Source organism: Leyella lascolaii (assembly GCF_900079775.1).
Classification (GTDB): Bacteria; Bacteroidota; Bacteroidia; order Bacteroidales; family Bacteroidaceae; genus Prevotella; species Prevotella lascolaii.
On record NZ_LT556035.1, the window covers coordinates 325,173 to 352,105 of the forward strand.

The 26,933-nt window shown below is 44.1% G+C and carries 21 protein-coding genes and 2 pseudogenes; 4 read left to right on the top strand and 19 right to left on the bottom strand.

All coding sequences use genetic code 11. The annotated features are described in order from the left end of the window. Nucleotides 1-224 precede the first annotated feature (224 nt). The 7 genes and pseudogenes from BN4609_RS02590 to BN4609_RS02620 all read right to left on the bottom strand — a co-directional run bounded on the left by BN4609_RS02590 (nucleotide 225) and on the right by BN4609_RS02620 (nucleotide 5,687). On the bottom strand, nucleotides 225-950 hold the full coding sequence (locus BN4609_RS02590) for a helix-turn-helix domain-containing protein (protein WP_048317560.1): 726 nt from the start codon (nucleotides 948-950) through the stop codon (nucleotides 225-227). Between the two features lie 264 nt (nucleotides 951-1,214). Next, a pseudogene (locus BN4609_RS02595) lies at nucleotides 1,215-2,606 on the bottom strand (TraG/VirB4 family ATPase); the annotation flags it as partial. Between the two features lie 16 nt (nucleotides 2,607-2,622). Further along, nucleotides 2,623-4,140 (bottom strand): hypothetical protein, encoded by a 1,518-nt coding sequence (locus BN4609_RS02600; RefSeq protein WP_068855187.1) that lies wholly within the window; start codon nucleotides 4,138-4,140, stop codon nucleotides 2,623-2,625. Between the two features lie 67 nt (nucleotides 4,141-4,207). Beyond that, nucleotides 4,208-4,510, bottom strand: a complete 303-nt coding sequence (locus tag BN4609_RS02605) for a DUF4133 domain-containing protein (RefSeq protein ID WP_018665875.1) — start codon at nucleotides 4,508-4,510, stop codon at nucleotides 4,208-4,210. A 3-nt stretch (nucleotides 4,511-4,513) separates the two neighbouring features. Continuing rightward, nucleotides 4,514-4,855, bottom strand: a complete 342-nt coding sequence (locus tag BN4609_RS02610; protein ID WP_013619308.1) for a DUF4134 domain-containing protein — start codon at nucleotides 4,853-4,855, stop codon at nucleotides 4,514-4,516. A 78-nt stretch (nucleotides 4,856-4,933) separates the two neighbouring features. Continuing rightward, nucleotides 4,934-5,266 carry a DUF4134 family protein gene (locus tag BN4609_RS02615; protein WP_068855188.1) on the bottom strand — a complete coding sequence of 111 codons (333 nt, stop codon included), beginning with the start codon at nucleotides 5,264-5,266 and terminating at the stop codon, nucleotides 4,934-4,936. Next, entirely contained in the window at nucleotides 5,256-5,687 is a 432-nt protein-coding gene (locus tag BN4609_RS02620) for a hypothetical protein (protein WP_068855189.1), read from the bottom strand. Before BN4609_RS02620 ends, BN4609_RS02615 begins: the two co-directional genes overlap by 11 nt. Nucleotides 5,688-6,128: 441 nt before the next feature. Here BN4609_RS02620 and BN4609_RS02625 point away from each other — a divergent pair, with 441 nt between their 5' ends. Further along, complete coding sequence (locus tag BN4609_RS02625) at nucleotides 6,129-6,647, top strand: hypothetical protein (protein ID WP_068855190.1); 519 nt, start codon at nucleotides 6,129-6,131, stop codon at nucleotides 6,645-6,647. Between the two features lie 101 nt (nucleotides 6,648-6,748). Here BN4609_RS02625 and BN4609_RS02630 read toward each other — a convergent pair whose 3' ends face one another. The 10 genes from BN4609_RS02630 to BN4609_RS02680 form a co-directional block, all read right to left on the bottom strand. Beyond that, nucleotides 6,749-7,510 (bottom strand): metallophosphoesterase, encoded by a 762-nt coding sequence (locus BN4609_RS02630; protein WP_068855191.1) that lies wholly within the window; start codon nucleotides 7,508-7,510, stop codon nucleotides 6,749-6,751. Further along, the gene (locus BN4609_RS02635) at nucleotides 7,507-8,292 is read right to left on the bottom strand and encodes a hypothetical protein (protein WP_068855192.1); all 786 of its coding nucleotides are present in this window, start codon (nucleotides 8,290-8,292) and stop codon (nucleotides 7,507-7,509) included. Before BN4609_RS02635 ends, BN4609_RS02630 begins: the two co-directional genes overlap by 4 nt. Beyond that, nucleotides 8,280-9,254: a hypothetical protein gene (locus BN4609_RS02640; protein ID WP_068855193.1), complete on the bottom strand. Its 975-nt coding sequence runs from the start codon at nucleotides 9,252-9,254 to the stop codon at nucleotides 8,280-8,282. Before BN4609_RS02640 ends, BN4609_RS02635 begins: the two co-directional genes overlap by 13 nt. Nucleotides 9,255-9,348: 94 nt before the next feature. Then, a complete protein-coding gene (locus tag BN4609_RS02645; RefSeq protein ID WP_068855194.1) occupies nucleotides 9,349-10,251 on the bottom strand; it encodes a DUF8464 domain-containing protein in 903 nt (300 codons plus the stop codon). 252 nt (nucleotides 10,252-10,503) lie between these two features. Continuing rightward, the gene (locus BN4609_RS02650; protein ID WP_068855195.1) at nucleotides 10,504-11,592 is read right to left on the bottom strand and encodes an AAA family ATPase; all 1,089 of its coding nucleotides are present in this window, start codon (nucleotides 11,590-11,592) and stop codon (nucleotides 10,504-10,506) included. After that, nucleotides 11,589-12,035, bottom strand: coding sequence for a helix-turn-helix domain-containing protein (locus BN4609_RS02655; protein WP_068855196.1), 447 nt, complete (start codon nucleotides 12,033-12,035; stop codon nucleotides 11,589-11,591). Before BN4609_RS02655 ends, BN4609_RS02650 begins: the two co-directional genes overlap by 4 nt. Next, nucleotides 12,032-12,382, bottom strand: a complete 351-nt coding sequence (locus BN4609_RS02660) for a helix-turn-helix transcriptional regulator (protein ID WP_068855197.1) — start codon at nucleotides 12,380-12,382, stop codon at nucleotides 12,032-12,034. Before BN4609_RS02660 ends, BN4609_RS02655 begins: the two co-directional genes overlap by 4 nt. A gap of 153 nt (nucleotides 12,383-12,535) precedes the next feature. Next, nucleotides 12,536-13,189 (bottom strand): hypothetical protein, encoded by a 654-nt coding sequence (locus BN4609_RS16060; RefSeq protein ID WP_241033173.1) that lies wholly within the window; start codon nucleotides 13,187-13,189, stop codon nucleotides 12,536-12,538. 189 nt (nucleotides 13,190-13,378) lie between these two features. Further along, the gene (locus BN4609_RS02675; protein WP_237472346.1) at nucleotides 13,379-14,560 is read right to left on the bottom strand and encodes a site-specific integrase; all 1,182 of its coding nucleotides are present in this window, start codon (nucleotides 14,558-14,560) and stop codon (nucleotides 13,379-13,381) included. Beyond that, nucleotides 14,553-15,683 carry a site-specific integrase gene (locus tag BN4609_RS02680; protein ID WP_068855200.1) on the bottom strand — a complete coding sequence of 377 codons (1,131 nt, stop codon included), beginning with the start codon at nucleotides 15,681-15,683 and terminating at the stop codon, nucleotides 14,553-14,555. Before BN4609_RS02680 ends, BN4609_RS02675 begins: the two co-directional genes overlap by 8 nt. Before the next feature lie 195 nt (nucleotides 15,684-15,878). On the opposite strand from BN4609_RS02680, the pseudogene BN4609_RS16875 reads away from it, so the two are divergent. The 3 genes and pseudogenes from BN4609_RS16875 to BN4609_RS02690 form a co-directional block, all read left to right on the top strand. After that, a pseudogene (locus BN4609_RS16875) lies at nucleotides 15,879-16,076 on the top strand (site-specific integrase); the annotation flags it as partial. 264 nt (nucleotides 16,077-16,340) lie between these two features. Continuing rightward, nucleotides 16,341-19,634, top strand: coding sequence for a helicase-related protein (locus BN4609_RS02685; protein WP_068855201.1), 3,294 nt, complete (start codon nucleotides 16,341-16,343; stop codon nucleotides 19,632-19,634). Between the two features lie 8 nt (nucleotides 19,635-19,642). Beyond that, nucleotides 19,643-22,729, top strand: a complete 3,087-nt coding sequence (locus BN4609_RS02690; protein WP_068855202.1) for an Eco57I restriction-modification methylase domain-containing protein — start codon at nucleotides 19,643-19,645, stop codon at nucleotides 22,727-22,729. Nucleotides 22,730-22,774: 45 nt separating this feature from the next. On the opposite strand, the gene BN4609_RS02695 is transcribed toward BN4609_RS02690, so the two are convergent. Beyond that, nucleotides 22,775-25,867, bottom strand: coding sequence for a S1 family serine peptidase (locus tag BN4609_RS02695; RefSeq protein ID WP_164071555.1), 3,093 nt, complete (start codon nucleotides 25,865-25,867; stop codon nucleotides 22,775-22,777). Next, a complete protein-coding gene (locus BN4609_RS02700) occupies nucleotides 25,827-26,930 on the bottom strand; it encodes a ComEC/Rec2 family competence protein (RefSeq protein WP_068855204.1) in 1,104 nt (367 codons plus the stop codon). Before BN4609_RS02700 ends, BN4609_RS02695 begins: the two co-directional genes overlap by 41 nt. Nucleotides 26,931-26,933 lie beyond the last annotated feature (3 nt).

Below are 26,933 nucleotides of genomic sequence, written 5' to 3' on the forward strand. Positions count from 1 at the left end.
GCAAAGATGGCTTCAAATACAGCCAGAATTTAACCTGAATTTGCTTTTGAGTATGATTTTACGCTCAAAATCAGACTAAAAGCAGGTATTGGATGCGTTTTTTGTCTTATATCCGTTACTCTGCGTTGTGGGTTTGTTTCGACCGACATGGATGGGTGCTGCATAGCAATTGCAACGGCATGGGTCGTATATGAGTTTGTTTGAACCATCTCTTGACTTGTGTCTCACTTCCGTTTTGCCTTGGTCGTAGTACTGCTTTTCTCTGCCTTCTTGCGTGCAGCCTCCCAGTCTGCTTTCAGATAGTAGTTGGCTCTTCCGCCTTTGAACTTTCGGATTCTCACTCCATGGGTCTCCGCAAATCTGCGTACCTGTGTCTTGCCTAATCCGTAGAGTTTCATGATGTCGAAGCAGGTGTACCAGTCATCGGAAATGTTCTTACCCTGTTCTTCATTATAAAGCCCGATAACCCTTTCCACGTCTTCTTTCTTGAAGCAGGTCGTTCCCCATGCGTGAACTGACTGGAGTTGGTAACGATTGCGGACTTCATAGAATCTTCCATACTTGATATTAAAGGTGCTCAACACCTCTGCCATTGTGTAATGGGTGTCGTGGGTTACTCCATCAGGTGCTCTTTCACCAGCCCTGGGAGTCTTGCGACACTTTGCCAACTTGTTGACTGAGCCAGTCTCGGCATCTTTTAGCCTCTGTGCTTTCTTGGACGTTGCTCCTTCTAACGATAGGGAAGAAGGGAGAACCACCTGATAACCTTGTCCCTTGGCTATTTCAAGAAGGTCTTGCAAATAGATCCTGGTCATGCGTGTACCGAAATTTACGGCTCTTAGCCTGCCTTGACGAATAAGACTGCGTACTGTCTTGACGCTGATGCTTACTGCCTGCGCTGTTTCCTCTACGGACATCAGCACGATTGGAATGCGAGTTGTAGTATTCATTTTTACCGTTATTTTTGAATTTTGCAGTGACTCATGGGGGATGGTCCTTGACGGAAACTTTTAAGAGGAAACAAGGGGAAATAAGAGGAAATAAGAACCCTCATTAAGAACCGTGTGTCCCTCTGCCCATGGTACAACCGTGGTACAAAATTACTATAAACGGATGAAACTCGCAATAGGCGGTTGGAGCGTTATGTTAATGAATATGTATTGAAAATGAGCTATTTATGACGTTTCTCTAAGTTTTGTTTGGAGTTCTTTTCGATGCGTTTTAGTCCATATGACATGCATGTGGAACGACTTGCCGCTTCCACTTGGTCCCAAACAAAAGAAGTTGGAGTTGTCAGTCAGCTTGTTACGTCCTTCCTTACCAGTGATGTCAATGGCCACAGGCACACCTTGGCGGTCGGTATAGTATATCTTCAGCGGGGTGTTCTCGCTGTGCTGGATGCGTTCCTTGTACATCAGGCAGGCGGCTGCATCGCCGAGAGTGAGGAAGCGGTCGTAGTCCACGCTCATGCCGTAGCAGTTGCCAGGAAAGGAGTTGACGAACAGTTCCAGTTGGTTGTATGCCCGTTTGCTGATATGGATGCCGAGCCTCCCGAAGCTGTTCTCCAAGTAGTTGGTAGGCTTTTGCAGGTCGATCCCCTTGTCGCAGCACACCATGAGGTTATAATGTATATAGACCAGTTGCTTGCTTTCCCTCGCTACGGTGTCTTGCACCCGCTTGATGTCCTCCACGGCCATCAGGTTCGATGGATTGGGGATGCTGGCATGGCGGTTCTTCTTCTTTTRCAGTGCGGCAAGCTCTTTCTTCTGGCCTGGCATGAAAATCATCTGGTTGTAAACCACTGTCCGTGCGTCGGGTATGCTGTCTATCATAGACACCAAGTCCACGGGCATCTCGGTGTTGTTTACCTCGATGTTGGTGAACGGGCGTACCAGCGAGGGTAATCCTGTGCTGTCCACATCGACTATGGAAAACACCTTGCATTTTCTGCTGCCCATCTCCACACATTCCTCGCCCGCCTTGAAGCTGTCCATTGCCACGGGCTTGTCTGAGAAGTTCATCGTGAAGTAATGGTCAACGTAAGCACTCGCTTCTGCCTTGCCCAAGAACGAGGTACTGATACCCGCATCGCGCAACTGGTCTTTCACCTTGCGTATCTTTACCAAAAAGTCCTTCCACCGCTTGTCATCATAGGAGAACAGGTTGCCCTTGCGGTTCTCCTGCGTCACGGTCAGGTAGGTGCGGCTGTTGGTGTACTGCCTTCCCTTGAAATAGCGGAAATAGGATTCGCTCAGGAACTCGTGCCTGCCGTTGCCTGTTTCCTCGAAGCCCTGCCTGGTGAAGATGTCCTGTTTGTGCAGGGCATAGCCCTCGCCAAGTGTCTGTGCTAATGCGGTGAACAACCGGGTGTACTCATAATAGCTGTCGATGTCGGCGGAGAACTTCTGCACAGGATTCTCGATGCGCAGGATGGCGGAATATTCTCCGGTCTTGGTGTAGAGGATACCGATGCCCTCCACGTCCTCAATGGAGAAATAAATTTCTCGGAACATGCGTTTGCGCTTGCCTCCCGTGCCGAATGCTTTGACAGAGATGGCCATGCCTGCCAAAAGAGCCGTGAATGTCAGTAGTACATAGAGTGTCATAGGTTCATCTGCATTTTTAGAATAAGTAGAAAAGCCGTAGTCTCGCTTGGGCATATCGCTTGGATAATCCTCCTGTCACAATGCCATTGGAGAAGTCCATCAGATAGAAGGTGTCCTTGCCGCTTTCGGAACAAGTGAGGTATTCGCCTTGCAGGGTGGCTATCAAACCTTTCAGCGTGGATGACTTGTCACATTCCAGCAAGTAATAAAGCCCGGCCAATTCACCGAGTGAGGGCACATAACTGCCGGAATGCCACATTGCCTCTTGCAGCATGGTTTGTCTGCCCAAAGGAGATCCTTGCTTGGCTTGCCTGTTGGATTCAATCAGTCCTTGCGTAAGGCTTGCCCCGTCAGCATGGCCCAAGGCGCAATCGTCCGGGTAGGGCATACCGGGCTTGTAGATAATCTTGTCATCCTCCGGGGTGTCGCCAGTCGGATTGATGATGCCCTCATGACGAGTTCCGTCTATGGTCGAATACAGCTTGCCGCTTGAAAGGTCGTTACCAGAGAATACGAACATCCCGTTGCAATCTGACAGGGCTACAGCCTTGCCATGCTTGCCGTCTGTTTCCACGACCACGGCGATGGAAAGGGAGTCACGTCCTGCTTGTACCTTTCCGTTTTTTTGCAGGTAATGGCCCACCTGCACGGAATCAACCGGCATCATCCGGTGTTCATACGCCAAGCTACGCTCTGTTTCCACCCAACTGCCATTGATGGCCACGCCCTCACGCCCCTTACGGATGGAAAGGTGCGTCATGCTCCCTGCCGTCAAGGGTGGCAGCATGGTGCGCAACGCATGGTCTTTTCCATTGATACGGATGGTGATTGTAACCGAGCAAGCGGTTTCAGTAGGAATCAAATAGAGGTCATGCTTCCTGCCATTGTTCAACAGACAATCCACATCTTTCGCTTGTAGGCTGCCATTGGCTTTTTTATCGAGCCATCTGCCCGCCGTATAAGGCTGGTAGCCGCCCTCTGTATAGAGGTTATCCCCGATGAGAGTGATGTCGTCCAGCCGGTCACGCAGGTCGTCGCTCTCACAGACAATGCGGAGCAGTGCCATGGAACTTTGCAGCCTGAATGCCGGTTGGATGGCGTTTCCGATGACGCGGTGGGTTTCCACTCCATAAAGGTTTTCATCGAACGGAGCGGCCAAGCGGATGATGTCGTCTGTTCCCAATCCTTTTCGGAATGGATAGCAAACACTGACGGTTGCCGTCGTGTCGCTAGTGACGGCATGGCTGTTTCCCGACACATATACACCACCTTTTCGGGTGAACATCGTTCCTGCAAATGCTTGCCTTTCTTCGGGTGTGGTGGCGCTTACGTCCATATATATGCCAAAGTGGGGCCATGCAGGGGTTATTCCCTCCACAGCCTCTATGTGGATCTCAACAGGCTTGCGGCTCTTTTGCCATTCCATGCGGGTTTTCTCGCCCGACTCAATGGCGGCGACCGTGGACTTGGGCTGTTCCTTCCCGCCGCAGGAGGCGAGGAGCAGCCCGATACATATTATCAGAAAGGCTTGCATCCGTTCGTTGTTTTATAGAGGTTTTTAATCATTTTCGTATCTGCTGTTTTATAGAGTGAAATCCTACTTACAATCCTTTAGAGCGGGCATAGACGAACACGCCCTTGTCGTTCTTTTTACTGTGAAGCCCCTTCCGCTGTTTGAGCAGGATAAGTGCCGCGCCGCCGCAAAGTGTCACCACCAGGACTATCAGCCCGGCAAGGAAACCGGAAAGGCAGTAAGCCACGATGAAGCCGACAATGGCACCACCGATGGCTCCTGCCGCCCAATAGATGTACCTGCCTTGAATCCCCATGAATTCAAGAGGCCGTTGCAGCCCCTTGAACATGGGGTATTCCAGTGGCCGGGTGTCGCCGTTCGTTCCGGACATGGCTTAGCTGGTGATGCCGAAGAACAACGGGAGTGCCTGTGCGGCCGCCACAAGGAAAATACAAGCGCCCACAATCATCATGATGGACTTCTTGACATCCTGCTCCTCGTTGTTCATCTTGATGTACACGCTGATGGCTCCCACGATGGCCACGACACCGGCGATGGCGTAACACAGCTTCACCACGTAGGGCACATACTTGGCGATTTCGGTCGTCACTGTACCGAGGGCGGTGGTGCCTGCCGTATAGTCACCGGCGGCGTTCTGGGCGAGTGCTGCGGTTGTGCCTGCCAGCAGCATGAGGGAGAGCATTTTCAATCTCCCGGAAGGGCAAAGTCCCTTCATCCACTTTCTGAGTTTTTCCTTAAACATTCTTTTTACCTTAAAAATTAAACACTATGTGAATTGTCTCATTTCTTCCTGTCATACCCGGTAGCCGAAGAATGCCGGAAACACGATGGATGCACCTATGATAAACAGGCAAGCACCGACCACCATCATTATCTCCCTTGTGATGCCTTCCTCCCTCGTATTCATCTTGATATAGATTTGCAAACTGGCATAGATGGCGACGATGGCGGCAATGGCGTACAGCAGGTAGAGGACATACAGCATCATCGTCACGACATAATCGTGCATAAGTGCCAATGCGTCAGCACCCCAACTGTAGTCCACGCCACCACATTTGGCCGAGGCGGGCAAGGCCGCACACACGCCAAACAACAAGCCTGTCAACCTGCGCGTCTTACAACTCATTCCTCGTAATCTTCATGGGGATTTTGAACAGGGTTTCCCGTTTGCCCTCCAACAACTCATGGAGTTCGGGAGCAGTCACGCCATTCTCGCTCGTTATGTCGGCTTCCAGCAGGTCGGACTTGAGCTGTTCTGCCTTTTCCTCCGCTGCATTCCGTGGAGCTTCTTCCGGCTGTTCGGGAAAGTCATTCGCATCGGACCCGGACGGCTCCGGCTGCTTTTCTCCCGTATTTCCCACTTGGAAACTGTCAGCGGTCTCACTTACTTCCACGGACTCCTCTTCCTCCATGTCGTTCAGGTCGAACACCTCCTCGGTGGAGTTGACGATTCCTTTTTTACCTTGCAAGTCCTTGGCGATGACCACCGCATAATAGAGGACGTAGGCTATCGTCAGAACCAAGGCGAATATCATAAATGGACTCATTGCATTGTCTGGTTTATGGGTTTACAATCTCGTTTTGCCTGCAAAAGAATAGCGGAAAGGCTGCCTCGGGAAACCTCTGATGGAAATACTGTGCTGTTTTAACTTGATTTTTCTTCAGGCGAAAAAATCATACGGTCAATCATACTTTGAAAGCCTTTCCAAGGACAGTTATACTTGCTTCTTTGGGTAAATTATACTTGCCCAACCATCGAAGCATATCTTCTCCGGGCAATGAAGTGCAAGGGCTGTTCCACGGTCGTTGTTTTTCCTGTGCGAAGGTAAGGCTGTCGGGAAGCTGCAAGGCGCAGTGGCTGCTTCCTCCTTGCATTCGTTCCCGGCTTTCCGCCTTGGCTCTTGCACGTAAAAACAAGTCCCTGTGGACGGGTGGAAGCCCGACGGTAGGGAAGAAACAAATAGTCTAACATTTTAATTCTCGAAACGATGAAACAGGTTATTTGGTCGAACGACAGCTATTTTGACGACAAGGTAAGGGAGTATTACCAAGACTGCCAGCGTGAGTATTTGGAAGATGACGGCTACACGGTGAGCGATGAAGAATGGGGCGAGGAAGTGTACAGTTGGCTCGATGACGAACGCATGAACCTCAATGTGCAGGTGGACGGCGTGATAATCGCCTTTGGCGACTTGGGCTTGTGGCGCGGCCGCAGGCAGGGCTACCAGATTTTGGGCAGCAACCTTGCCGACATCTTGCGCAGCTCATGCGATGACAACGAATGGTACGGCGACGGCTACAACATCCGTGCCCGACTCACGCACCACGACGGCACGAACTATGTGCTTTACCGGGTGGCGAAAAGCCGGGAGGATGCCGAGCGCATTGCCGACAAAATTTACAACCTTGAAATTGACGAGAAGGGTTTCCGTAAGCTCACACGCTCACTGTATCCATACGTTGCAGATGTTTACGGCTGGAAAGTCAGAGGACGCAGACCGGCATAAGGGCTGAAAATAAGAAAGGACATCCGTTCTACCGATGTGATAGGGCGGTTGTCCTTTTCACTAAAATGGGTTGTTCCGTGTAAAATGTACAGGCTTCCCTTTTATAGCTCAAAGGTCTTGCCCGGATTAAAAGTCAAGTGTTCGTCATGGAATACATACCCCAGTTGGTTACTGACACACCATGTTTCGCCAATGCGCACATCCACATTGTAATGAGAGTGGCCATAAATCCAGTAATCTACTCCGCATTCCTTGATGTAGCCTTCCAGTTCTACCATGAACGCCCCGTTGGCTTTGCTGCTTACAAACTTGGGGCATTGCATCCTGAATGAGGGTACATGGTGGGTCACGACCACTTTCTTGCGGGCTGTACTCGACTTGACGGCCTCCTTGATGAAAGACAAACACCGTTCGTGTTCATGGTTGAAGTCCGCAAAAGTAAGGAGTTCCCCTTTGTACAGGATACGGCGGAAATCGCTGACCACTTGCTCTGTGAAATATGCCTCTCCCAAAGGAATCCTGCTCCACAGCGTTGAAACAATGATGTCAATGTCTCCGATGCGGATAACCCCATTGTAGTAGCTATGCACATTGGGACGTATTTCAATGCTTGAGCCGTCAGATAACGTGCCTATGTCGTAATATTTGTAGAACTCGTGGTTGCCCATACAGGCTATCACCTGTTTGTAGTTGTCCGATGCCCAGTCCCAAAATGGGTGCATGGAATAGTTTGCATCGCCGAGATAGCCTATGTCACCTGCGAGGACGAGTATGTCCCCGGACACTTCAAGCGGGTTCGCTTTGAGGTATCGCCAGTTGTCGGCAAACTCCAGATGGAGGTCGGACGCATATTGTATTTTCATGGTTCTTCGGCAATAAATAGTCCGTCCAGCACTTCCAACAAGCCCTCCACGAAGGACACCTCCTGCCCAAGGGACTTGGCAAGAGGCTCCGCCAATGCTTCCCATTCACTTCTGACAGAAGCCACGAAAGACCTCACACATGCCACGATGGCATCAGGTGCGGCCACGGGCGCATTTTCCATGATGGCGACATTTTTCAACACGTCAGACCGGTGCTTCTTGATATCCTTGCTGTTGACATGCCGCCCGGCGGCCTTGTCTTGCTGCAAGTTCAGGTAAGCACGGGCTTTCAAGGCTACCAGGGCTTCCGGTGAGGCATGACGAATGCCATCCGTCAGGATACTGTGCGCAATGGTAAAATGGTAGTAGTCGTCATCCATGATGATAGCACTCAGGCTCGATGCATCGGCCTCCATGGGCAATGGTTCTATCGTAAGCCCTTTCGGTGTCCCGAGAATGTCAGGATGCCGGGAGAGAAGCTCAATCATCGCCGGATAACCGGGCTTGCCATCCACGAACCGATACAGTTCATATCTTGGTGCTTCTCCGTCTTTAGGATTCCTTTTCTCCGGGCGGTAGCCGCCTTCCCGGATGAACTGCCAGAACCTTTCGGCAAATGTTGTGCTCATCTTCTCCACGATCACAATCATGTCTATGTCATGGGTGGCACGCGGCCGCACCGCCGTGCCTGACATCACCATCTCGCAGGCCGTGCCGCCAATGATGACATAGTTGTCTGAATAAGCCTCGAAGGCTTCCCGGAATCTTTCTAATCCTTCCATTCCATTTTATTGATTAATTGTTCAACTTCGCTCTCCACCCGGGCATCGGCATCTTCTTGCAATGAGAGGGCCAACGATAACTTATCCACCCACAAGGGAGTTTCTCCACACCCTGTGACTGGGGGATATTTCCATACCTCTATGACAATGTTGCCGTCATAGTCATTCGGATTCTGCATGGCCTTTGCTGCCCTCAACGACCGGAACCGCCTTGCTTCCATCATGACCATACGCTCCGGGTCAGGATTGAGGCGTGTATAATGGGCAAGGGCATTGATGCCGCACACAGGAAAGACATCTTCTGTGTCCAAACCGTCACAGTAAACCTTTTGTTCAACAGGGTTGGCAAGTACCGGTTTCGCCTGTTTCCACAATTCAATCCCCCTACGGTGGAAGTGTAGCTGCTTTCTCTTCGGGCCGTCCGCTACTTTCTCACATAATCCCAAGTCTTCAAGGCATGTCATGCCCAAGGTGATGCTTGCGTATGAATAGGGTAACTTGTCTTTGACATCATTGGCAGACAACCCTTCCAGAGTTTCAACCTGCAAATGATAAAGCAGGAGGTATTGAGCTACGGGCGACAAAGCCTTGGCTGCTTTCTTGTGCCGGATTCGTTCGTTGGCCACCAACATGGGCAGATGGGCATATTTGGCCGACACTACGAAGTAGACATCCCTGTCTATCAACCGCTGCCGCTGGTATGCAGGGGCAGACGGCAACAGGTAAACGACAGGAAGCCCCATCGAGGCGGAGATTTTATCGGCCGTCAGGGCAAGGTTGCGCGGTGATGCCACCGGACCTTTGGGTTCTGCAAACAACAAGGGCATACCTTGATATTCGCCATCATAGAACCGATAGGCAAGGGCGTCTCCTATGGTGACACCTTTCATACGCTCCTTGCCCCGCAACTGTAGCGAAACATTCCTTCCTGCAATTGTAATATCAATTTCCAGTTTTTGCATCAATTTAATCAGCTATTAAAACGATGCAAAAATACTAAACTATAATCAGAATACAAACAATATCTTCAAGATTTATTCCTTCTATCTCCTCAAATTACGGCATCCTCTTCTTCCCGACAAGGATGTCATTGAGGTCTTTGTAGAGCGGACAGGCTTCCATCATGTCATGCACGGCATCGCCCTTGAGTTCCCGGAGCATGTCCACCACACGCCGTCCTGCATCGTCGTTATCGAGATAGCAATAGATATGCTTGCAGGCTTTCAGCCGCGGCAATGCCTTGGGCAGGTTGTTCACCGAGTTCAGCACCAACAGGTCTGCACCATAACAGGGTACGGACAAGCGTTCCCGTTTCCGCAAGGTCAGAAAGGACAAGTAATCCATGAATCCCTCGAACAGGTAAACGCTGTCGCTTTGCCCTTGAGAAATCAACGACACCGCTTTCGGGGCAATGCACCCTTTATAATAAGGATTGCGTATCTCATAACCGCCCGCCCCGTTGGGAAACGCGATGGCATAGTAGTTCTTTCCCCGGCAGGTGTAATGCACCTCCTTGCATTCCTGCCTTGCGGTATCGAGGTCAATGCCGCGCTTGGAGAGGTAGGAGAGCAAAGGTATGGATGCCAACGCCTGCACCCGTAGGTTTTGGAATGCGGCCGCTTGCGGTGGCTTGGCATCGGTTGCGGACGGTTGCGGATGCGGCATGAATGTCCGTACCTTCAAAGGCACGGCAGGTGCTGCCTGTGCAATCATCTTCAATACTTTGGGTATGTTCGGGGTCCGATATACCAATACCGCAAGGTCGATGATGTCTCCGCTCTTGGCCGTAGCAAAGTCATACCATATATTGCGGTTCTTGTTCACTTTGAAAGACGGATTCTCGTCCTCACGGTAAGGTGCATGATACCATGCGGACACGGCGGTTTCCTTGGCAGGTCGGATTCCGATGGCCAGCAGGAAGTCCACGATGGCTATCTGTTTGATTTGTAATATGTTCATATCGTTCTGCTTTTCTATGTTTAATGAATATTGGAGTGGATATAACCAAGTTTATCATATATATACGCCCATTGTAAATTAAACCTCTTTCCCTAGCCGGTTTTTAATCGCTGGCAAGGGATGCAGGTTTGCCCCGTTTGTCATATATATACGCCCGGTGTTAAACTAAACCTGTTTGTGCCAATCTTTCATATCGGCTTATACCGGGATGGAAGTTTTCCAGGTTTGTCCTATATATACCCTCCCGTTAAACTAAACCTCTTTGGTGGCGGAATCTTCCTGGTTGTTCAATGCTTCCGGCAAATAGGCATAGGCCTTGTCTTTCTTAATGATAACCCCTCTTCCCATCAGGTATTTGTTCAGTTCGATACAGATGTTCCGACCGCGTTTGAAACCGATTTCCGCATAACCTTGCCGCAACGACTTGATGAGGAGCCCGTATCCTACGATGGGACCATTTTCGAATGCGATTTCCAACGCCTTTGCGTGCTGAGCATCCGTGATGGCCTCGGTGGTGGGCTTTCGTTCCTGTGTAAAGGCGTAGTCCTCCACCAGTTCCGGCAACGCCTCCCTGTTGATGCGGAATGCGAAAGGCTGGAACTCCCGTTCCCGGATGTGCATGGCCTTGACCTCGCTGATGTTGCCGTCAAACTGGCTCTTGGTCACTTGCAGGATGGTTTCCGCCTTGTTGTTCAGCTCCGTGCCGATATGCCCGCGCGTATTGTCATCACCCTTGTTCAAGTGCAGCACGGTGTGGATGTGCAGGTCGTGCATGCTCGACCAACGCATCAAGTCGTTAATCAAGTCCACCGACTCGCTGGGGCTGTTGATGTCATACATCAGGTCACGGATGCCGTCTATCACGACAAAGCCTATCTCCGGGTCGGCAGCAAGCGCATGGTTGATAATCTGTCTTCGCTGCTTGGGGCTGTATTCACGTAGCATGAAGAACACCAGTCGATCCGTTTCTTGGTCTGTAGGCATCCCGGCCAGTTTGAGGATGCGTTCCAATACCTTGTGGCAATGGCACTTGCTCTGCTCGGTGTCCACATAAAGCACCTTGTGTTTTCCTTCAGGCAGATGCGCCTTGTAGTGCAGGATGTTCCTGCCGGACAAGGCCGACGCTACGATAGCGGCACAGTTGAAGGTCTTCTTGCTCTTGGGCTTGCCCACGGATGCGCTGAAATTGCCGAGCGTGGCAATGGTGATGCCGTCCACCTGCACGATTTCGGGAGGGTAGGCGTAGGTCTCCGTGACCCGCAATCGGATGAAACTCAGTATCTGCTCGTAAACCTGCCTGTCGATGTCTTCCGACACCGGTATGATTCCATGTGCGTTCATAGTTTCTTCCCTTTCTTCATTAGTGAGTTGCTATTCCCCATGCTGATTCCGGCAAGAGCCGCCTGCCGTTCAATCTCCCGGTTGGACAGTACCGGATTCCGGCGTTTCCAGTCGTCCAACGCTTTCCGCTCGAAGAAGATGTGCTTGCCGTTAGGTTTCGAGAACGGAATCTCATGGGTGGACGTGAGGCGGTACAGATGTCCGGTGGATATGTTCAGGTATTTGGCGGCTTCTTCCACGTTGAACACTTCTTTCAAGATGTAAAGCTGCTGTTCCACTTCCTCAAACCTGGCAATCAATGCCTCCAAGGTGCCGAAACGGCTGATGAACTCCTCTATGACCGTTATCTTGTCCAATACGCTGTCAATGTCCTCCATCCGTTTCAATATGGAGTGGACGGCTTCCACCCGCTCCAATGTTTCCAAGAATCCGGCTTCCGTCATACGTCCAATCCTTTAAGTTCCACTTCCGATACTTCCTCCCGGCAGGGTGATTCACCGTATTCATGGTTGCGGCAAAGCCATCCGTCCAATTCCCGTTTGCTGAAAAACAGGAGCTTGCCGCTGGGTTTATAGTGCGGCACCTTTCCCGCTTTCGTCAGTTTGTAAAGCTGGCTGTCCGAAAGCCCTGTGTACCGACAGGCCTCTTTGAAGTTGAGTGTGTCTTTGATGCAGTACAGAAGCTTTTCCACTTTTTCCACCTGCGCCTGTAGCAGGCTCAGTTTCAACAGGCAGGACGGGCATTCCACCCGTTCAGACTGTTCGTTCGTTGCAATTCTTTGTTGTTCCATTATTCTGACATTTTAAATTGGACAATGAAGGGATTTCACCCTCCGAAACGATTGTTGTTTCAGAGGGCGAATTTAGTCCCTTGCTTCCAAACTACTGTACGACAGACAATCATAGTTCGGAACTGTTGCTCCAACTATTGCTGTTTTCCCTTGTCATTTGCTGGCCATTCCATCATTTGAACGCTGTTCTTGCACTTTTTGGACGCATTCCCAGATTTTCCTCTGCATACTATTCGGGGTGTTTCTTGCATGGGTCAGCGCATTCGAGAACTGTTCATGCCTCAAGGGCTTGTTACCCTTTGGACCGAGTATGCTTCCAGCCTGTTCCAACAAATTCTGCCAGCGGGAAAGGATCAGCCCGTGTCGGCACAACTGGTCGAGAAGGTAGGCGAGCATCCGGTTGTTACGCGATGTCAGCGGGACAGTCAGTTTGCCTTCCAAAAGAGAACGGAAAGTGATTGCGTCAATGGTTTCCACAAATACGCGAGCCTCATTGGCACAATCGGCAATGAGGCTCAGTTGGTCATCGTCAAGGCAGCAGCCTAACGACAATGAATGGTTGGGATGGGTGTCGGAAGGCATGGCCGCACCCGTTTCGCACCCCGGAGGAGGCGCCTCCGTCGTGTAATACAAGTGCAGCAAGTCCTTCGTGAGGCCATCATCGGGCTTTCCCATTTCCGAGAACCGTACAAGGAGGTCTTTCCGTGTGAACAGGATGCCACGCAGGATGCCGAGATTCATCCGGTGCTCGTTCAACCCTGCCGCATCCCGCCGGTCGGTATGGTGATGGCTGTTCAGAAAATCCATGGCGAACAGTTTGTACAGTTTTCCACCAGCCACGACCTCGGATTGGTACTTGGCAACGAGTTCCCGAAGAAGGGAATTCAGACCACTTTGCGATGCACTACCGTTGGCACGGTCCGCCTGTCCTTTTTTTAAAAGCAGGCATCTTTTTACGCTTTCTAATCATACTGCTAAAATTTAGAGGATAAATTATTACTGGACGAATGCGCTGTCCAACAGGGAAACCGCATCGTTCTTCTTGCTGTTGATGATTCTCGCGTAACGCTGTGTGTGTCGGATGGTCGTATGGCCAAGCAACTGGCTGGTCGTATAAATGTCAACCCCGGCAGTCAGGGCAAGGGTCGCGAAAGTGTGCCTGGCGACATGGAATGAAAATTTCTTGTCAATTCCGGCATCTTTCGCCCAATCGCTGAGCACGTGCTTGTACCAAATGCTCAACGTGGGGAACACCGGGTCGTCAGGCGAGGCATCGCCTTGTTCCGGCAACCATTTCCTTGCGTTCATGTTCAATGGCAGATACAGCAACACACCTGTTTTGTATTGGGTAATCTCCACCTGCCATTTCCCGTTGTTCCGGATGATGTTTTTCCAACAGAGCAACTTGATGTCCATGATGCGCAAACCGCAGAAACATGAAAACAGAAAAGCCGCTTTCATGTCCTGTCTTCGGCACGGGGTCTTAATGAGACGCTTTATCTCATCCACGGTAAGATACTCACGTTTGGTCTCTTTCCCGGCCACCATACTGCGTTTTATCCCCTTGTATGGAGATTTCTGCAGCAGATTTTCCTTTACGGCATAATTGAGTGCCGCACGGATGTAGTCCATGTGTATGAAGACAGTTTCTTTGGCAAGTTTCCCATGATCCCGCGTGTATGCCTTCCTGGTAAGCAGCCGTTCCATAAAGCCGAGCAAATACTCCCTGTCCACCTCGGCAAGCGTAACCTTGCCATTATATTCCTCCAATTCTGCTATGCTACGGTTTATCCAAGTCGAAGCAGACTTGGAACCGCCCCGCTTCATCACATAGTCGTGGTACACCTTCATCCAGTCGGTAAGCAGCATCTTAGCCTTGTACGAACGGTCGGTAATGCCTGCCACTTTGTTGGTCAGCTCCAAAATCTTTTCCGCCTTTATCGCATTCGCCGTGGCAAGCGTATTGACATTCTGTATTTTAGAGGCATAATCGGTTTCGGGCACCAGATACAGTTTGAGGAACTGGTAACTTCTTCTTCCATCATGGTAGATGTCCAAGTATATGGAAGTGTTCCCGTTTTTCAACTTGTTGAATCGTAAACGGACAGGCTCTTTGGCCTTTACTTGTTTCTTGGGTCTTGCCATGGCTTTTCCTCCGGTCAGTTGTTTTTCATTCAAAAAGTTTGTCTATCATCAGCACGGCTGCCTCTTTTTTGGCATCGACAATTTTTGCGTACACCTGCGTGGTTTCCACATCCCTGTGCCCCAATAACTGGCTGGTGGTGTATAAGTCTGCGCCTAATGTCAACTCCATAGTTGCGAACGTGTGCCTGCTCATGTGGTAGCAGAGATTTTTCTTTACGCCGGCAGCTTTAGCCCACCTCTTTAATACGACATCCAAGGTAGTGGTATGTGGAATGGAAAACACATGTTCTTCAGCATCGCCCCGTTGTTCCGGAAGGTAACCTTGCGCCTGGGTGCTGAGTGGCAGATAAAGCATGTTGCCCGTTTTCCGCTGGCGCACTTCAAGATGAACCTTCCCTGTTTCCTCTATTACATTTTTCCACTGCAAAGAGCGCATGTCGCCAAGCCGCAGGCCGCAAAAGCAGGAGAACAGGAAAGGAACTTTCACGTCTTCACGGCAAGGGGTGTCTATCAATAGCCGTACTTCATCTATGGTGAGGTATTCACGTTTCTTCTGTTCTCCTTGTATGGCATTCCGGTCAATGGCCAATCCGGGATTGACGGACAAGATGCCCTCGTCAACAGCAAGGTTCAGAGCCGAGACGATATAACCTACATAAGTCTTAATGGTCTTCTTGGCGAAAGGTTTCTTGGTACGTTTTGTTTTGGCGACCTTTGTCATGTATTCCACGAAACCGTCCAAGAACTCCTTGTCCACATCGCACAACCGTGCTTTCGGGTCATATTTCTGGAGTTGGACCACTGTGGAATGAACACTTGGCTCCAATCCGCGTTTTCCATTTTGCTTCCTTTGTTCCATATATATATCCATCCAGTCTATTAAACGCATCTTGCCTTTCTCGGACAAAACAAGCGGTTGCTTTTTGTTCGTGATATCGATGATGCGTTGTGACTTGATGGCATTAGCCGCTTTGAGCGTATGCTCATTCTGCGCTCTCGCCTCTGCGGAAGTTTCTGGTATAAGATACAGTTTCAAGAACTCATACCGTCTTTTCCTCTCATAATATATATCGAGGTAGATGGACTTGTTCCCATTCTCCAATTCCTTGAAACGAATTCGGACGGGTACAGACTCTGATTTCTTTGTACGTGCCATGACTTCCTCCTTGGTTATTTGTTACTGCTTGTGCAAAGATAACAAAACCCATCCAAAACACCAAGAAACAACTAACAAAAAAGTAACATAAAAAGTCAAAACACCTATCAACAAACAAAAGATAAGCAGAATATCCATTTCGCTGATTGTTTCATAAACTATTGATATTCATTGTTATCTATAATTTTAATTGCATCTATTTCCACAAATATATCTGCATTGTACAAAGCACGCCATTCATGGGCAAGCGCAGCCAAAGGCAAGAACATTCCGATTTCGGTGATCAGCGAAGGAATGGGACATGATTCCGAGGCAACCACACAAATTTATTTGGCTTCATTGGACAATTCCGTAGTGGACAAAGCCAACGCACAAATTCTGAAAAGTCTGTAGGACTGGAGAACGTTTAGCAAAAGCATTCATTTCTTAGACAGAGGGACTCACTCTTGCGCAAAGTTATACATTTTATTGAAAATCCTGCAATTCCGGCCGTTGGATTTTCATCCGGAAGTTATTGAATTTCAACTATTGTTTAGCAATTCTACATATAATTCATCAGCAAATCAGCCTTATAGCCCAAAATCTCCCTCTGTCTAAGAGAGAATAAATTCATGTATTGTATTTTGTTTGGAGGGGCTTTGTATTAAATATAAAATTATGAGTACAAAGTTTTTCAATAATATACCGGGTAATACTCTTTTTGATAAGTTGAAAGGTATTGCGGCAGAGATGGTAACATTTGAACGCTTTTTAGCTGTTGTAGGCTTCTTTCGTTCATCTGGATATTTCAAGTTGCGTAAAGAATTAGGTGATATATCAGAAATCAAGATATTGGTAGGTATCAATATTGATGATATTTTCCGAAAGCATAACAAGGCTCTTTTGATGCTTGTTGATGAAGAAAAAGCAAAAGAAATCTATCACAACGGTTTCAAGGAGGATATTGTAAACGCTCAATACTCACCCGAAGTAGAGGAAGGCATATTGCAGATGTGTGAAGACCTTGTTTCCGGACGTTTGCAAATGCGTATTCATGCAACCAAAAATCTGCACGCTAAATTCTACTTATGCCTGCCACAAAACCATAGCGAGAATAGCGACGGTTGGGTAATAATGGGTTCTTCCAATATCTCTGATTCGGGTTTGGGGATCAAACAGCCGCCACAGTATGAACTCAATGTGGCAATGAAGGACTTTGATGATGTAAAGTATTGCTCAGATGAATTTTGGACTTTATGGAACGAGGCTGTTCCATTGACAGCAAAAGATATTGAAGAGTACAAAAAGAATACATACTTGGGCTATCAGCCTACTCCATACGAACTATACATCAAAGTACTTATTGATACATTTGGTGACCAAGTGGAAGATGACTTTTCCATTCAGTTACCCGATGGTGTTAAGGATTTGAAATATCAGAAAGATGCCGTTATTCAGGGGTATCAGATGCTGATGCAGCATAATGGTTTGTTCCTTGCTGATGTTGTGGGGTTAGGAAAGACTATGATTGCAACAATGATAGCCAAACGTTTTGTAGAGGCTAACGGTAAAAATACCAATATCCTCGTTGTATATCCCCCGGCATTGGAAGATAACTGGCGAAATACATTCAAACTTTTCGGAATATACAAGAAAACTCAATTCATTACTAATGGCAGTCTGTCAAAGGTTCTTGAAAGTAAAGACAATTACAAGGACAAAGAGGAATTTGATTTAATCATTGTCGATGAAGCCCATGGTTTCCGTAGCGATAGTTCTGGCAAATATGATGAGTTGCAAAAGATATGCAAATCCCCCTGCCTGAATATTGGCTTGCTGAAAAGCACTCAAAAGAAGGTAATGCTTCTTTCTGCTACACCGCTCAACAACCGCCCTGATGATTTACAGAATCAGTTACTATTGTTCCAAAATAGCCAAAACTGTACCATTGACGGAGTTCCCAACCTCAAAGGTTTCTTTGCTCCGCTTATCTATGAATATAAGAGATTGATGCGAGAGCGTGACCAGCGTGATGTTACTGCTGAGGTGGATAAAATCTATGAGCAGATACGTAGTAAGGTTATTGATAAGGTAACAGTACGCCGTACCCGCAACAATATACTCAACGATCCCGATTATAAGGCAGATATTAAATCACAAGGTATCATATTCCCAAATATTCTGCCACCGAATGAATTGGAGTATGTAATGGGCTCAGATACAAGCAACCGCTTCTATGAGACGCTTAAGCAATTGACTGATGGAAAAACGGATGAAAATCCAGAAGGCAAGGGACTGACCTATGCCCGCTATCGTGCTGTTGAGTTTTTGAAACCTGAATATCGTAGCAAGTATAAGAATGCTGTACATATTGGTCAGACATTGGCTGCCATTTACCGTGTTCATATGGTAAAGAGATTGGAGAGTAGTTTCTATGCTTTCAAGAAGTCGCTTCGAACACTTCTTCGTATTACAACTGATATGATTAAGATGTTCGATGAGGACAAGGTGATCATCGCCCCCGATTTGAAGGTGAAAGACCTGCAAGCAAAGAATATGGAACTTGATGAAATTATCGAGTATGCCATTGCAAAAGGATATGCAACTGAAGATATTCTCTTCCCAGCCAATGCTTTTAGTTCTGATTTTCTTGAAATGCTCCATCATGATCGTGAGATATTGGAGCAACTCAATGCAGATTGGGCGAAAGAGAATGATGATCCGAAGTTTGACAAGTTCCGAGAAAACCTTACTAATGTCTTTTTTGATACGACCATCAATCCATCTGGCAAATTGGTGTTGTTCTCTGAAAGTGTCGATACATTGAATTACTTATATGATAGATTGACAAAAGAGATAGGTCGCACAGATGTTTTGATGGTAACAGCAAGCAACCGCAACCGTTTGGGACAGACTATCAAAGAGAATTTCGATGCCAATTTTGACAGTAATTTAATGAGGTACAACATCATTATTACTTCTGATGTATTGGCCGAAGGTGTGAACTTGCATCGTTCCAATGTAATTGTCAATTACGATTCGCCTTGGAATGCCACACGTTTAATGCAGCGTATAGGTCGTGTAAACCGTATCGGTTCTGTTGCTACGAATATCTATAACTATATGTTCTACCCATCGCAACAGGGCGACAAGGAAATTCAACTCTATAAAAACGCTCTTGTTAAATTACAGGGTTTTCACTCTGCATTTGGCGAAGATGCTCAAATCTACTCAAAGGAAGAAATTGTAAAGGAGTTCCAAATGTTTGACAACAATGTAAAGGACAGTATCGATAAGAAAATTGCCCTATTGCGTGAAGTGCGTGAGCTCTATAACAGAGACCGTAAACTATATCACAAGATCAAGGCTTTGCCAATGAAGAGCAGAGTAATGCGTGATACGGGAAAGCATTGTGGAAAGTCAGTCATCTTTGTTTCTTCCAATGTCAAGACCGAGTTTTATCTGGCTACTCAAACTGGTATTGAAATTATTGACTTCCTAGAAGCAGTAAAGTATCTCAAAGCAAGGCCCGAAGAACAACCATTACAATTTACTAATGAGAAACAACACTACAAGCATGTCAATAGTGCATTGGCTCAATATACAACCGATTATGTAGAGGCTGCAGATACATCATCTATCAATCGCACAGACCTTGACAAGACTTCGCTTGAAGCTAATAAATTCCTGCGGACCATTAAGCAAATAACAACTGACTGTGAGCTGAAATCGAAATGCGATGTACTGATGGGATACATCAATGAAGGTATATATGCCCAACTTCCCCGCTATCTGAAGGCTTTATCACGAGACTACAAAAACGACCGCTCTAAAATGAAGCAGGACGAATATAGCTTGCAAAACAAAATATCGGAATTACTTGGAGAGTATCAGACGATGGACAAAGAACAACGCCATGATGCCCAAGATATTTCTAATCCTCAAATCATTATATCAGAATCATTTAAGTAAATATTTTTATGGCAGCTACATATACACCGGATATTTTGAGAAAACTATTCCAATCATCTTTCAATCTGACTCAGTGGTACACTTTCCTACAATATTTTTTCAATGCAACCGAATTGAAAGAAGGACCAGAAAAGATCATTGGAAGCACCTCTGATAATGGTTACTATTTGGGAAATATAGATACTACAGACAGTTATCGTATCGGTTTATTTCATTACAATATTACAAAAGGCTCGGTCGCAAACAGGCGTGTAGGGCTACGCAATCTTGTAAAGTCATTCATTAATCCGACTTGGGGTGAGTTTGATGCCGCATTGGTGGTATTTGATAGTGGCGACCATTGGCGTTTGTCATTTATTTGTGATATCAAGGGAGAAGCGACATCGCCTAAACGATATACATACGTTTTTGGTAGTGATGATTTACTATACAGAACGCCTATTGAGCGTTTCAACTTCTTAAAGAAAAAAGGTATTTCATTTGAAAATTTGAAAACTGCATTCTCTGTTGAAGCTCTTTCTGATGAGTTCTTCGACAGATATCGCGAGCAATACGCCGACTTTATCCAATATATTACAGGTAAGCGTTTTGTTAAGGTGGGCAGTAAGTGGGAAGAGAAAAGACTTAGTGAGCCCAATGCTGCATTGATTGGAGCGTTTGACTACAACGAAAAGAAAATCCGTGATTACGTAAAGAAGATGATGGGGCGCATCACCTTCCTTCATTTCTTGCAACGCAAAGGTTGGATGTGTGGCGACCTCAACTATATGCAAAATATGTTTGAGAACTCACTGTACAAGAACGATTATCTCGACTCAGTGCTTGAACCGTTGTTCTTCGGTATCTTGAACACTAAACCTGCCGAGCGTGAAGCCCTGTTTGCCGATTACGATTGGGATAAATCGCTACTTAATGAATGGAAAGATATTCCATACCTAAATGGTGGTTTATTTGAGCGTGATAAGGAAGACGAACCCGAAAGTCGTTTCCCAGCTGATTACTTCAAACGTTTGTTCCAATTCTTCAGTGAATACAACTTTACCATTGACGAGAATGACCCTAACGATGCCGAAGTGGGAGTAGATCCAGAAATGTTGGGTAAAATCTTCGAAAACTTGCTTGAAGACAACAAGGATAAAGGAGCATTCTACACACCGAAAGAAATTGTACGCTATATGTGTCAGGAGTCACTTATTGCCTACCTCGAAACCAATACAAGTATAGCAAAAGACAAGATTCGTCAATTCGTACTTTCACCAGAAGAGGGAGTTAAGGATATTCCAGAGAATAAGAAACCGAAACTTCTTTCAGCACTTGAAAATGTTAAGATTTGTGATCCTGCTATTGGTTCGGGAGCATTTCCTATGGGTTTGCTCAATGAACTGTTGCATTGTCGTGAGGTTTTGAGTGGCGACCATTATGATCGTGCCGAAATCAAAAAGAGCATTATCCAAAACAATATCTATGGTGTAGATATTGAGAAAGGTGCAGTAGATATAGCCCGTTTGCGATTCTGGCTCTCTATCGTTGTTGATGAAGAGGCACCATCGCCATTGCCCAATCTCGACTATAAGATTATGCAAGGCAACTCGCTAATTGAGAGTTTTATCGGGGTGGATTTAAGTAAACTCACTTACGAAAAAGAATACAAGAAAGACAAAGGAGAGATTTCTCTCTTCGATGATGAAAAAAATCGCTTGCAAAAGACTGTATCGCATCTACTATCTTCGTACTACTCTTGTAACGACCACAATAGAAAGGTGAAGTTACAACAAGAAATTTCCGATACTATCAACAAACAGTTGGAGGCACAGGCATACGACCCAACTATTCTTGCCAGACTCAAAGATATCAATCTTGCCGAGAATAACAAATTCTTTCTTTGGCATACTTGGTTTAGCGATGTTTTCAATCGTGATGATGATAAAAATGGTTTTGATATTGTAATTGGCAATCCTCCGTATTTTTTATATCAAGAATCACATGTTGGAGAGATTGCAGATTTACGTAGTGATAAAGATTATACGATTGCATTTGGGGGTAAATTAAATGCCTACAAACTCTTTATCGCAAATGCTGTAAAAAAACTCCTATCTACAAATGGCATAAATTGTTTTATCTTCCAAAATTCTTTTTTAGGAGATAGACAGGCTGCTAATTTGAGAAAGTATATCCTCAAGAATGACAAGATTATCAAAATTGATTCGTTCCCTGAACGAGATAGTAAGAAAAAGCGTGTTTTTGAGAGTGTAAAGATGAGCGTGTGTATATCATTAATACAAAATACTAAAGTCGATAGTGATTATGTATTCCCTGTATTTGTATGGGACGACAAGCATAAATCATCAGGATTGAGTACTTCTTTCTCTCTTAATGACATTATAGCAATTGATAATATTGATTATACAATACCACGTTTGAGACCTGAATACAAAACAACAGTCATTAAGTTATTGAAGAAAAAAGGAATATCATTGAAATGTATAGAGGGTGAGTTAAATGTAACATTTCACAAAAAATTCTTTGGCTCAAATATTAGTAACCCAGTTATATTGAAGGGAGCTTCAATACAACGATACTATTATACTCATCAAATGAGCCAAGGTCAAATAGACTATCTCGAAGAAGAAAAATATTTGTTAGAATATGGGAATACTGAGAAATCTGCCCATCACAAATATGAAAGAATTGCAATGCAAGGAATGACAGGTGCTAATGACAAGATTAGACTTGTAATGTCTATTGTGCCTCAAGGATATTATTTGGCTAATTCATGCAATTATATATTGCCATCAGACTCAATAGACCTATATTGCTTATTGGGATTCTTAAACTCTAAAACCATAAATTGGTTCTTTAGATGTTTCAGTACTAATAGCAATGTTAATGGTTACGAAGTTGATAATTTCCCAATCCCGCTGATAGATTCAGATACTCAATTGAAGATTTCCGAGTTAGTAAAAAAAATTATTGAAACTAAGTGTACAAATAATTTTGCAGACACCTCTACAATTGAAAAGCAGATTGATGAGTTTGTTTACCAAGTTTATGAATTATCAAAGGATGATATAAAAATCATCGAACAAAGCATCTAAACACAACAATAACCTGCATTTCTGCAGGCTATTGTTATGACAGTACTATTGGGGCAGAGTTGTGTAATCTCCAAAACGATTTACAACTGTATCTGAAGTCCAGTATTTTACATGACTCTTATCCTCAAATTCAGGTTTCATATAATGAGCAATAAGGCTTAGTTTATGATTTACATTTGGGACTCTAAAATTCATAATTTCAAAATCATAATTAACATAATTCTTCAATAAGCACAATAGCAAATCTCCAAAATGTTTTTTCATTTCTATTGGATATTGTCGCATTAGAAAAGCGATAAAGCTAATGCAATTGTCAATATTTGCAGATTGTTTAAGAACAACTTTATTAATAATGAGATTAATCTCAGATATATGTTTATTAAAATCATCTGTTCTTAATTGTACATTCAATAAATCCAATGCAACATTTACTTCATTATAGTCATCTGACGAAAGGGCTTCTATAAGGTTCTCATATCCACTTATTTGTTCAACCAAAGTATTAACTCTATAAAGTATATCTTCTACATTAAATCCATTAGTTTTTTGTAATCGTAGTATAAATAATTTCATGTCTGAAAGAAGATGAAGGTACATAGAATTGAAGAAATTTGAAGACTCTCTTTTAATCTTTTTGCTTTCTAAGAGCTCTATATTTTGTTCCATATTCAATCGAATAAATTGCCATTCTTCTTCTGACCATATCACTTTATCGTCAAATAGTTCAATGTGTGATGGCATTGGAGCTGTATAACAAGAATCTGTGATACCGCAATTCCATATGTCATTAGAGAGAGCTATTTGTTTTATCTTAGATATACTTTTTTCAGAGAGAGCTAAATTACTCAAATTAACTAAGGCTATATAATCACTTTTTGAAAATGATAATTGTTCGGCTAATATTTTACTGTCTATTGCTGTTCTTTGCTCTGCAGTCAATGTGTTAATTCGATTAAACTCGTATAAAATATGATACGAACAAGCTATAGGAATTTGATCGATTATATAACATAAACATTCTTTTACTTCTGGAGTAGCTGCCAATTCTATATCTACTAACAATGCATTGCATAATAATCGACTAATAAGATGCGGATTTTGTGACATTTTATTCGCTAATTGAATAAATATTTCCTTTCTTCTTTCAAGGTCTTTAACACATTGAATAGCAGAAAATAAGTTCTTATAGATAGCATCCGACATACTTACATTTGCTGCATCTATTTCTCCAACAAAATAATCTAAAACAGATTTCCTAAATTCATCATACCATATACTTTCTTCAACAGATACATATAATTCTTGGGTTATATAATAAATGCTTGCATATAAGTTTCTAGGAGTGCATTCAATTCTTAAAGCTCCTAATAAAGTATTAAGTAAGTTTGGACGAACACTGGTTAAAAAATCATCATCACTATATGCTATCATCTGACCTGCCCATCTTACAGTTTTCTCTTCAGCATATTGCAATGTATAATAAACTGTAGGGTAAGGGATGAAGTGTACCAAGTGACGAAACGCCTTCATCCAATGTTCTATATTTACAATACTATAAATACCAAATTTTGTTGTTAAACCTGTATTTGCCAAATATTGTAACAATCTGATAGATTCAGGAAAAGAAGTAGAATCTGTACTTCCAAAAATTTGCGTAGAATGAGTACCAAAGATATGAGGCTGTATTTTTGTTTTATCAATTCTTGCTGCAATGTATGAGATTATCTCACTTGGTTCCTCTACACCATGTTCCCAAAATTCTGTATATTTATATGGTTGTGGAAATTGTTGGCTTGCAATATTATATATAAGAGTGGCTACAAATCTCTCGTTTTCAGAATTCGTTTTATTCTCGATAAACATTTTTACTGAATTCAGAGTGTCTTCATCTCTTATAAATAAATGTACAAGTAGTGCTTTTTTTACAGCCCATATTCCATTAGCTTTCCAAGCATTAATCAGTTCGAACATCTTGTCAAATTCAAACTTAAATGCTTTACAAAGAACTAAATCGTACATACCCTCATCTGTATTTTTATCAGGTATATTTGCTTCATCAGTAAATCCACAGGCAAAAGTTGATGCACGAAACATCATGTTCTTATATTCAGGAATATCATTGAAGTCGCCAGCTTGAGGGAGTTCTCCGAATAAAGCAGGCCATAGTCCACGATCTTGTAATGCATAAATAAATGCACGTCGTTCGCAAGCATTCCATTGATTCTTGTTTCTTAATATGATATTTGTTATTTGTTCTTGATATATAACTGACTTTACATATGGATAGTGAATCTTTAATTCACTAATATCATTAAGAATTCTGGTAATATCTTCATTCTTAGATAAGGCGATGCTTAACTCATTCCATTTATTTATGTATTCAATCTCAACATGAGATTGAGGAGTAAGAGACGCTTCTAGTGCTTGTTTCTGTTGAATAGAATGTAGCAGAATGGGATGCGAGAACTTATTGTTTATATCACTAGGTATTCTGCGTATTTTAATGTCGTTTAATCTGTCTGTCTCTGTCATACGACTTTTTACATAGCCCAGACAAAATATTCGGTTCTCGTATTCAACAAAAATCCCACTACCCGAACTTCCTTTCATTACACGAGAAAAATCTGCACCCGTTGCAGATATCGTATTTTCTTCTACTTCATATGTGTTTGTAGATACCATCCTGGCACGAAACATACGCCCTGTTGGTTCTGAGGATGTATAACCATAGAAACATGTATTAGTACAAAACTCGTCTTTACCTAAAAATTGAATATCATTTTCATAATCAAAGCTTATCGGGAAACTATCAATATCTAGTTTAACAGATAAAAGAGCGAAATCTGTATCATCATCAGAATTGAACTCTAAAACTTCATCCACCTCTATAAAGGTTTTGCATATATGAGGAAGACTTATCTGAATACATCTCTTATCATAGAAGCTTTTGGTAGTATTATTAAGAATACAATGGGCTGCTGTTATAACATAATAAGAACCGTCATTTGCAAACAAAGTTCCTGTTCCATTTTCAATAATTTCTTCATGCTCATTAATGCAGTTAATCTTTACAGATAATGCTTGAAGTGTATCTATATCAGGGTAACAAGATGAATCTATTAATTTCTTTCGGCTCATGATATTCAAAATTTAAACATTTATCTAACTCAAAATTAAACAAAGCTTCTTCTCTATTATTAATTATAGTTTTAAGCGGATAGTTAAAATAAAAATGAATAGTACGAGAGTAATCTCTTTCTGGATGGCATAAAACATTCGCTATAGCTTCTCTATGTGGATGTTTATAACCTTTACTTCCATCAGTACTTATGATGAATTTATCACAATCTATAATATCTAATAACTCATTGCTGATATTATTAGCACTGCCATGATGAGACATCTTTATGAAATCTACTTGCAACTTATGTTCTTTACTGTATCCTCTTTCAATAAGAGACATGTATATTTCTTGCGGAAAGCTATCCCCTAATATTAATATGCTAAATGCGTCACAACGTATTAACATACTTAACGAAACCATATTTACAAGTTCTGAAGGTTTATTTTGATTGCCTAAAGTTTTACCACGTTGTGCCAATTCATGCATATCTATGTAGATATCTAAATTCGAGTTTTTCCTATTTGATAAATTCTCTTCAGAGTCTCTAAAATTACATTCTTTCTTATAATTATCAATAAAATACTTAAATAATTCTTTTCGAGGATTGATAATATCTATATCGGCAAAAGTTATAGTATCATCCACAAATCCATCCAACCGGTATGATTCCCAATCAAGTTCTGATTTTTGCGATATTGCACATAGGACATCAGCCATCTTGCTTGCTTTGTTAGAAGACAAGTTTTCTGAAGTGTCAAAATCAACATGCTTTGCACAGTTCGCCCAGATTCTTTTAACGGGAAAAGGAACATCATTTTGATGTCTCTCGATAAAGTTTTTTATTCCAACTAGATGATCATCGTCAAAATGGGTTAATATCATTAAATCAATTGGAAGACAGTTCTCCACTTCTTTTACAAAAGGGTTAAAACGTGGATTAGGAGAAGGTCCTCCATCAATAACTATGACTCCTCTTTTATCAGATTTGTTACAACACAAAATGAGTGCGTCCCCATGCTTAGCTTGTAGAACTTGTATATAAGATTCTTGGGTGTTTTCTATATTATTTGAACACATAAT

Bases quoted from the DNA above. Each gene is read 5' to 3' on its own strand.
- BN4609_RS16060 (WP_241033173.1), bottom strand. From the start codon at position 13,189: ATGGATTTTCTGAACAGCCATCACCATACCGACCGGCGGGATGCGGCA.
- BN4609_RS02635 (WP_068855192.1), bottom strand. From the start codon at position 8,292: ATGGAAGGATTAGAAAGATTCCGGGAAGCCTTCGAGGCTTATTCAGAC.
- BN4609_RS02655 (WP_068855196.1), bottom strand. From the start codon at position 12,035: ATGACGGAAGCCGGATTCTTGGAAACATTGGAGCGGGTGGAAGCCGTC.
- BN4609_RS02680 (WP_068855200.1), bottom strand. From the start codon at position 15,683: ATGGCACGTACAAAGAAATCAGAGTCTGTACCCGTCCGAATTCGTTTC.
- BN4609_RS02630 (WP_068855191.1), bottom strand. From the start codon at position 7,510: ATGAAAATACAATATGCGTCCGACCTCCATCTGGAGTTTGCCGACAAC.
- BN4609_RS02605 (WP_018665875.1), bottom strand. From the start codon at position 4,510: ATGTCCGGAACGAACGGCGACACCCGGCCACTGGAATACCCCATGTTC.
- BN4609_RS02590 (WP_048317560.1), bottom strand. From the start codon at position 950: ATGAATACTACAACTCGCATTCCAATCGTGCTGATGTCCGTAGAGGAA.
- BN4609_RS02685 (WP_068855201.1), top strand. From the start codon at position 16,341: ATGAGTACAAAGTTTTTCAATAATATACCGGGTAATACTCTTTTTGAT.
- BN4609_RS02640 (WP_068855193.1), bottom strand. From the start codon at position 9,254: ATGCAAAAACTGGAAATTGATATTACAATTGCAGGAAGGAATGTTTCG.
- BN4609_RS02700 (WP_068855204.1), bottom strand. From the start codon at position 26,930: ATGTGTTCAAATAATATAGAAAACACCCAAGAATCTTATATACAAGTT.
- BN4609_RS02660 (WP_068855197.1), bottom strand. From the start codon at position 12,382: ATGGAACAACAAAGAATTGCAACGAACGAACAGTCTGAACGGGTGGAA.
- BN4609_RS02690 (WP_068855202.1), top strand. From the start codon at position 19,643: ATGGCAGCTACATATACACCGGATATTTTGAGAAAACTATTCCAATCA.
- BN4609_RS02610 (WP_013619308.1), bottom strand. From the start codon at position 4,855: ATGAAGGGACTTTGCCCTTCCGGGAGATTGAAAATGCTCTCCCTCATG.
- BN4609_RS02600 (WP_068855187.1), bottom strand. From the start codon at position 4,140: ATGCAAGCCTTTCTGATAATATGTATCGGGCTGCTCCTCGCCTCCTGC.
- BN4609_RS02695 (WP_164071555.1), bottom strand. From the start codon at position 25,867: ATGAGCCGAAAGAAATTAATAGATTCATCTTGTTACCCTGATATAGAT.
- BN4609_RS02645 (WP_068855194.1), bottom strand. From the start codon at position 10,251: ATGAACATATTACAAATCAAACAGATAGCCATCGTGGACTTCCTGCTG.
- BN4609_RS02620 (WP_068855189.1), bottom strand. From the start codon at position 5,687: ATGAGTCCATTTATGATATTCGCCTTGGTTCTGACGATAGCCTACGTC.
- BN4609_RS02615 (WP_068855188.1), bottom strand. From the start codon at position 5,266: ATGAGTTGTAAGACGCGCAGGTTGACAGGCTTGTTGTTTGGCGTGTGT.
- BN4609_RS02650 (WP_068855195.1), bottom strand. From the start codon at position 11,592: ATGAACGCACATGGAATCATACCGGTGTCGGAAGACATCGACAGGCAG.
- BN4609_RS02625 (WP_068855190.1), top strand. From the start codon at position 6,129: ATGAAACAGGTTATTTGGTCGAACGACAGCTATTTTGACGACAAGGTA.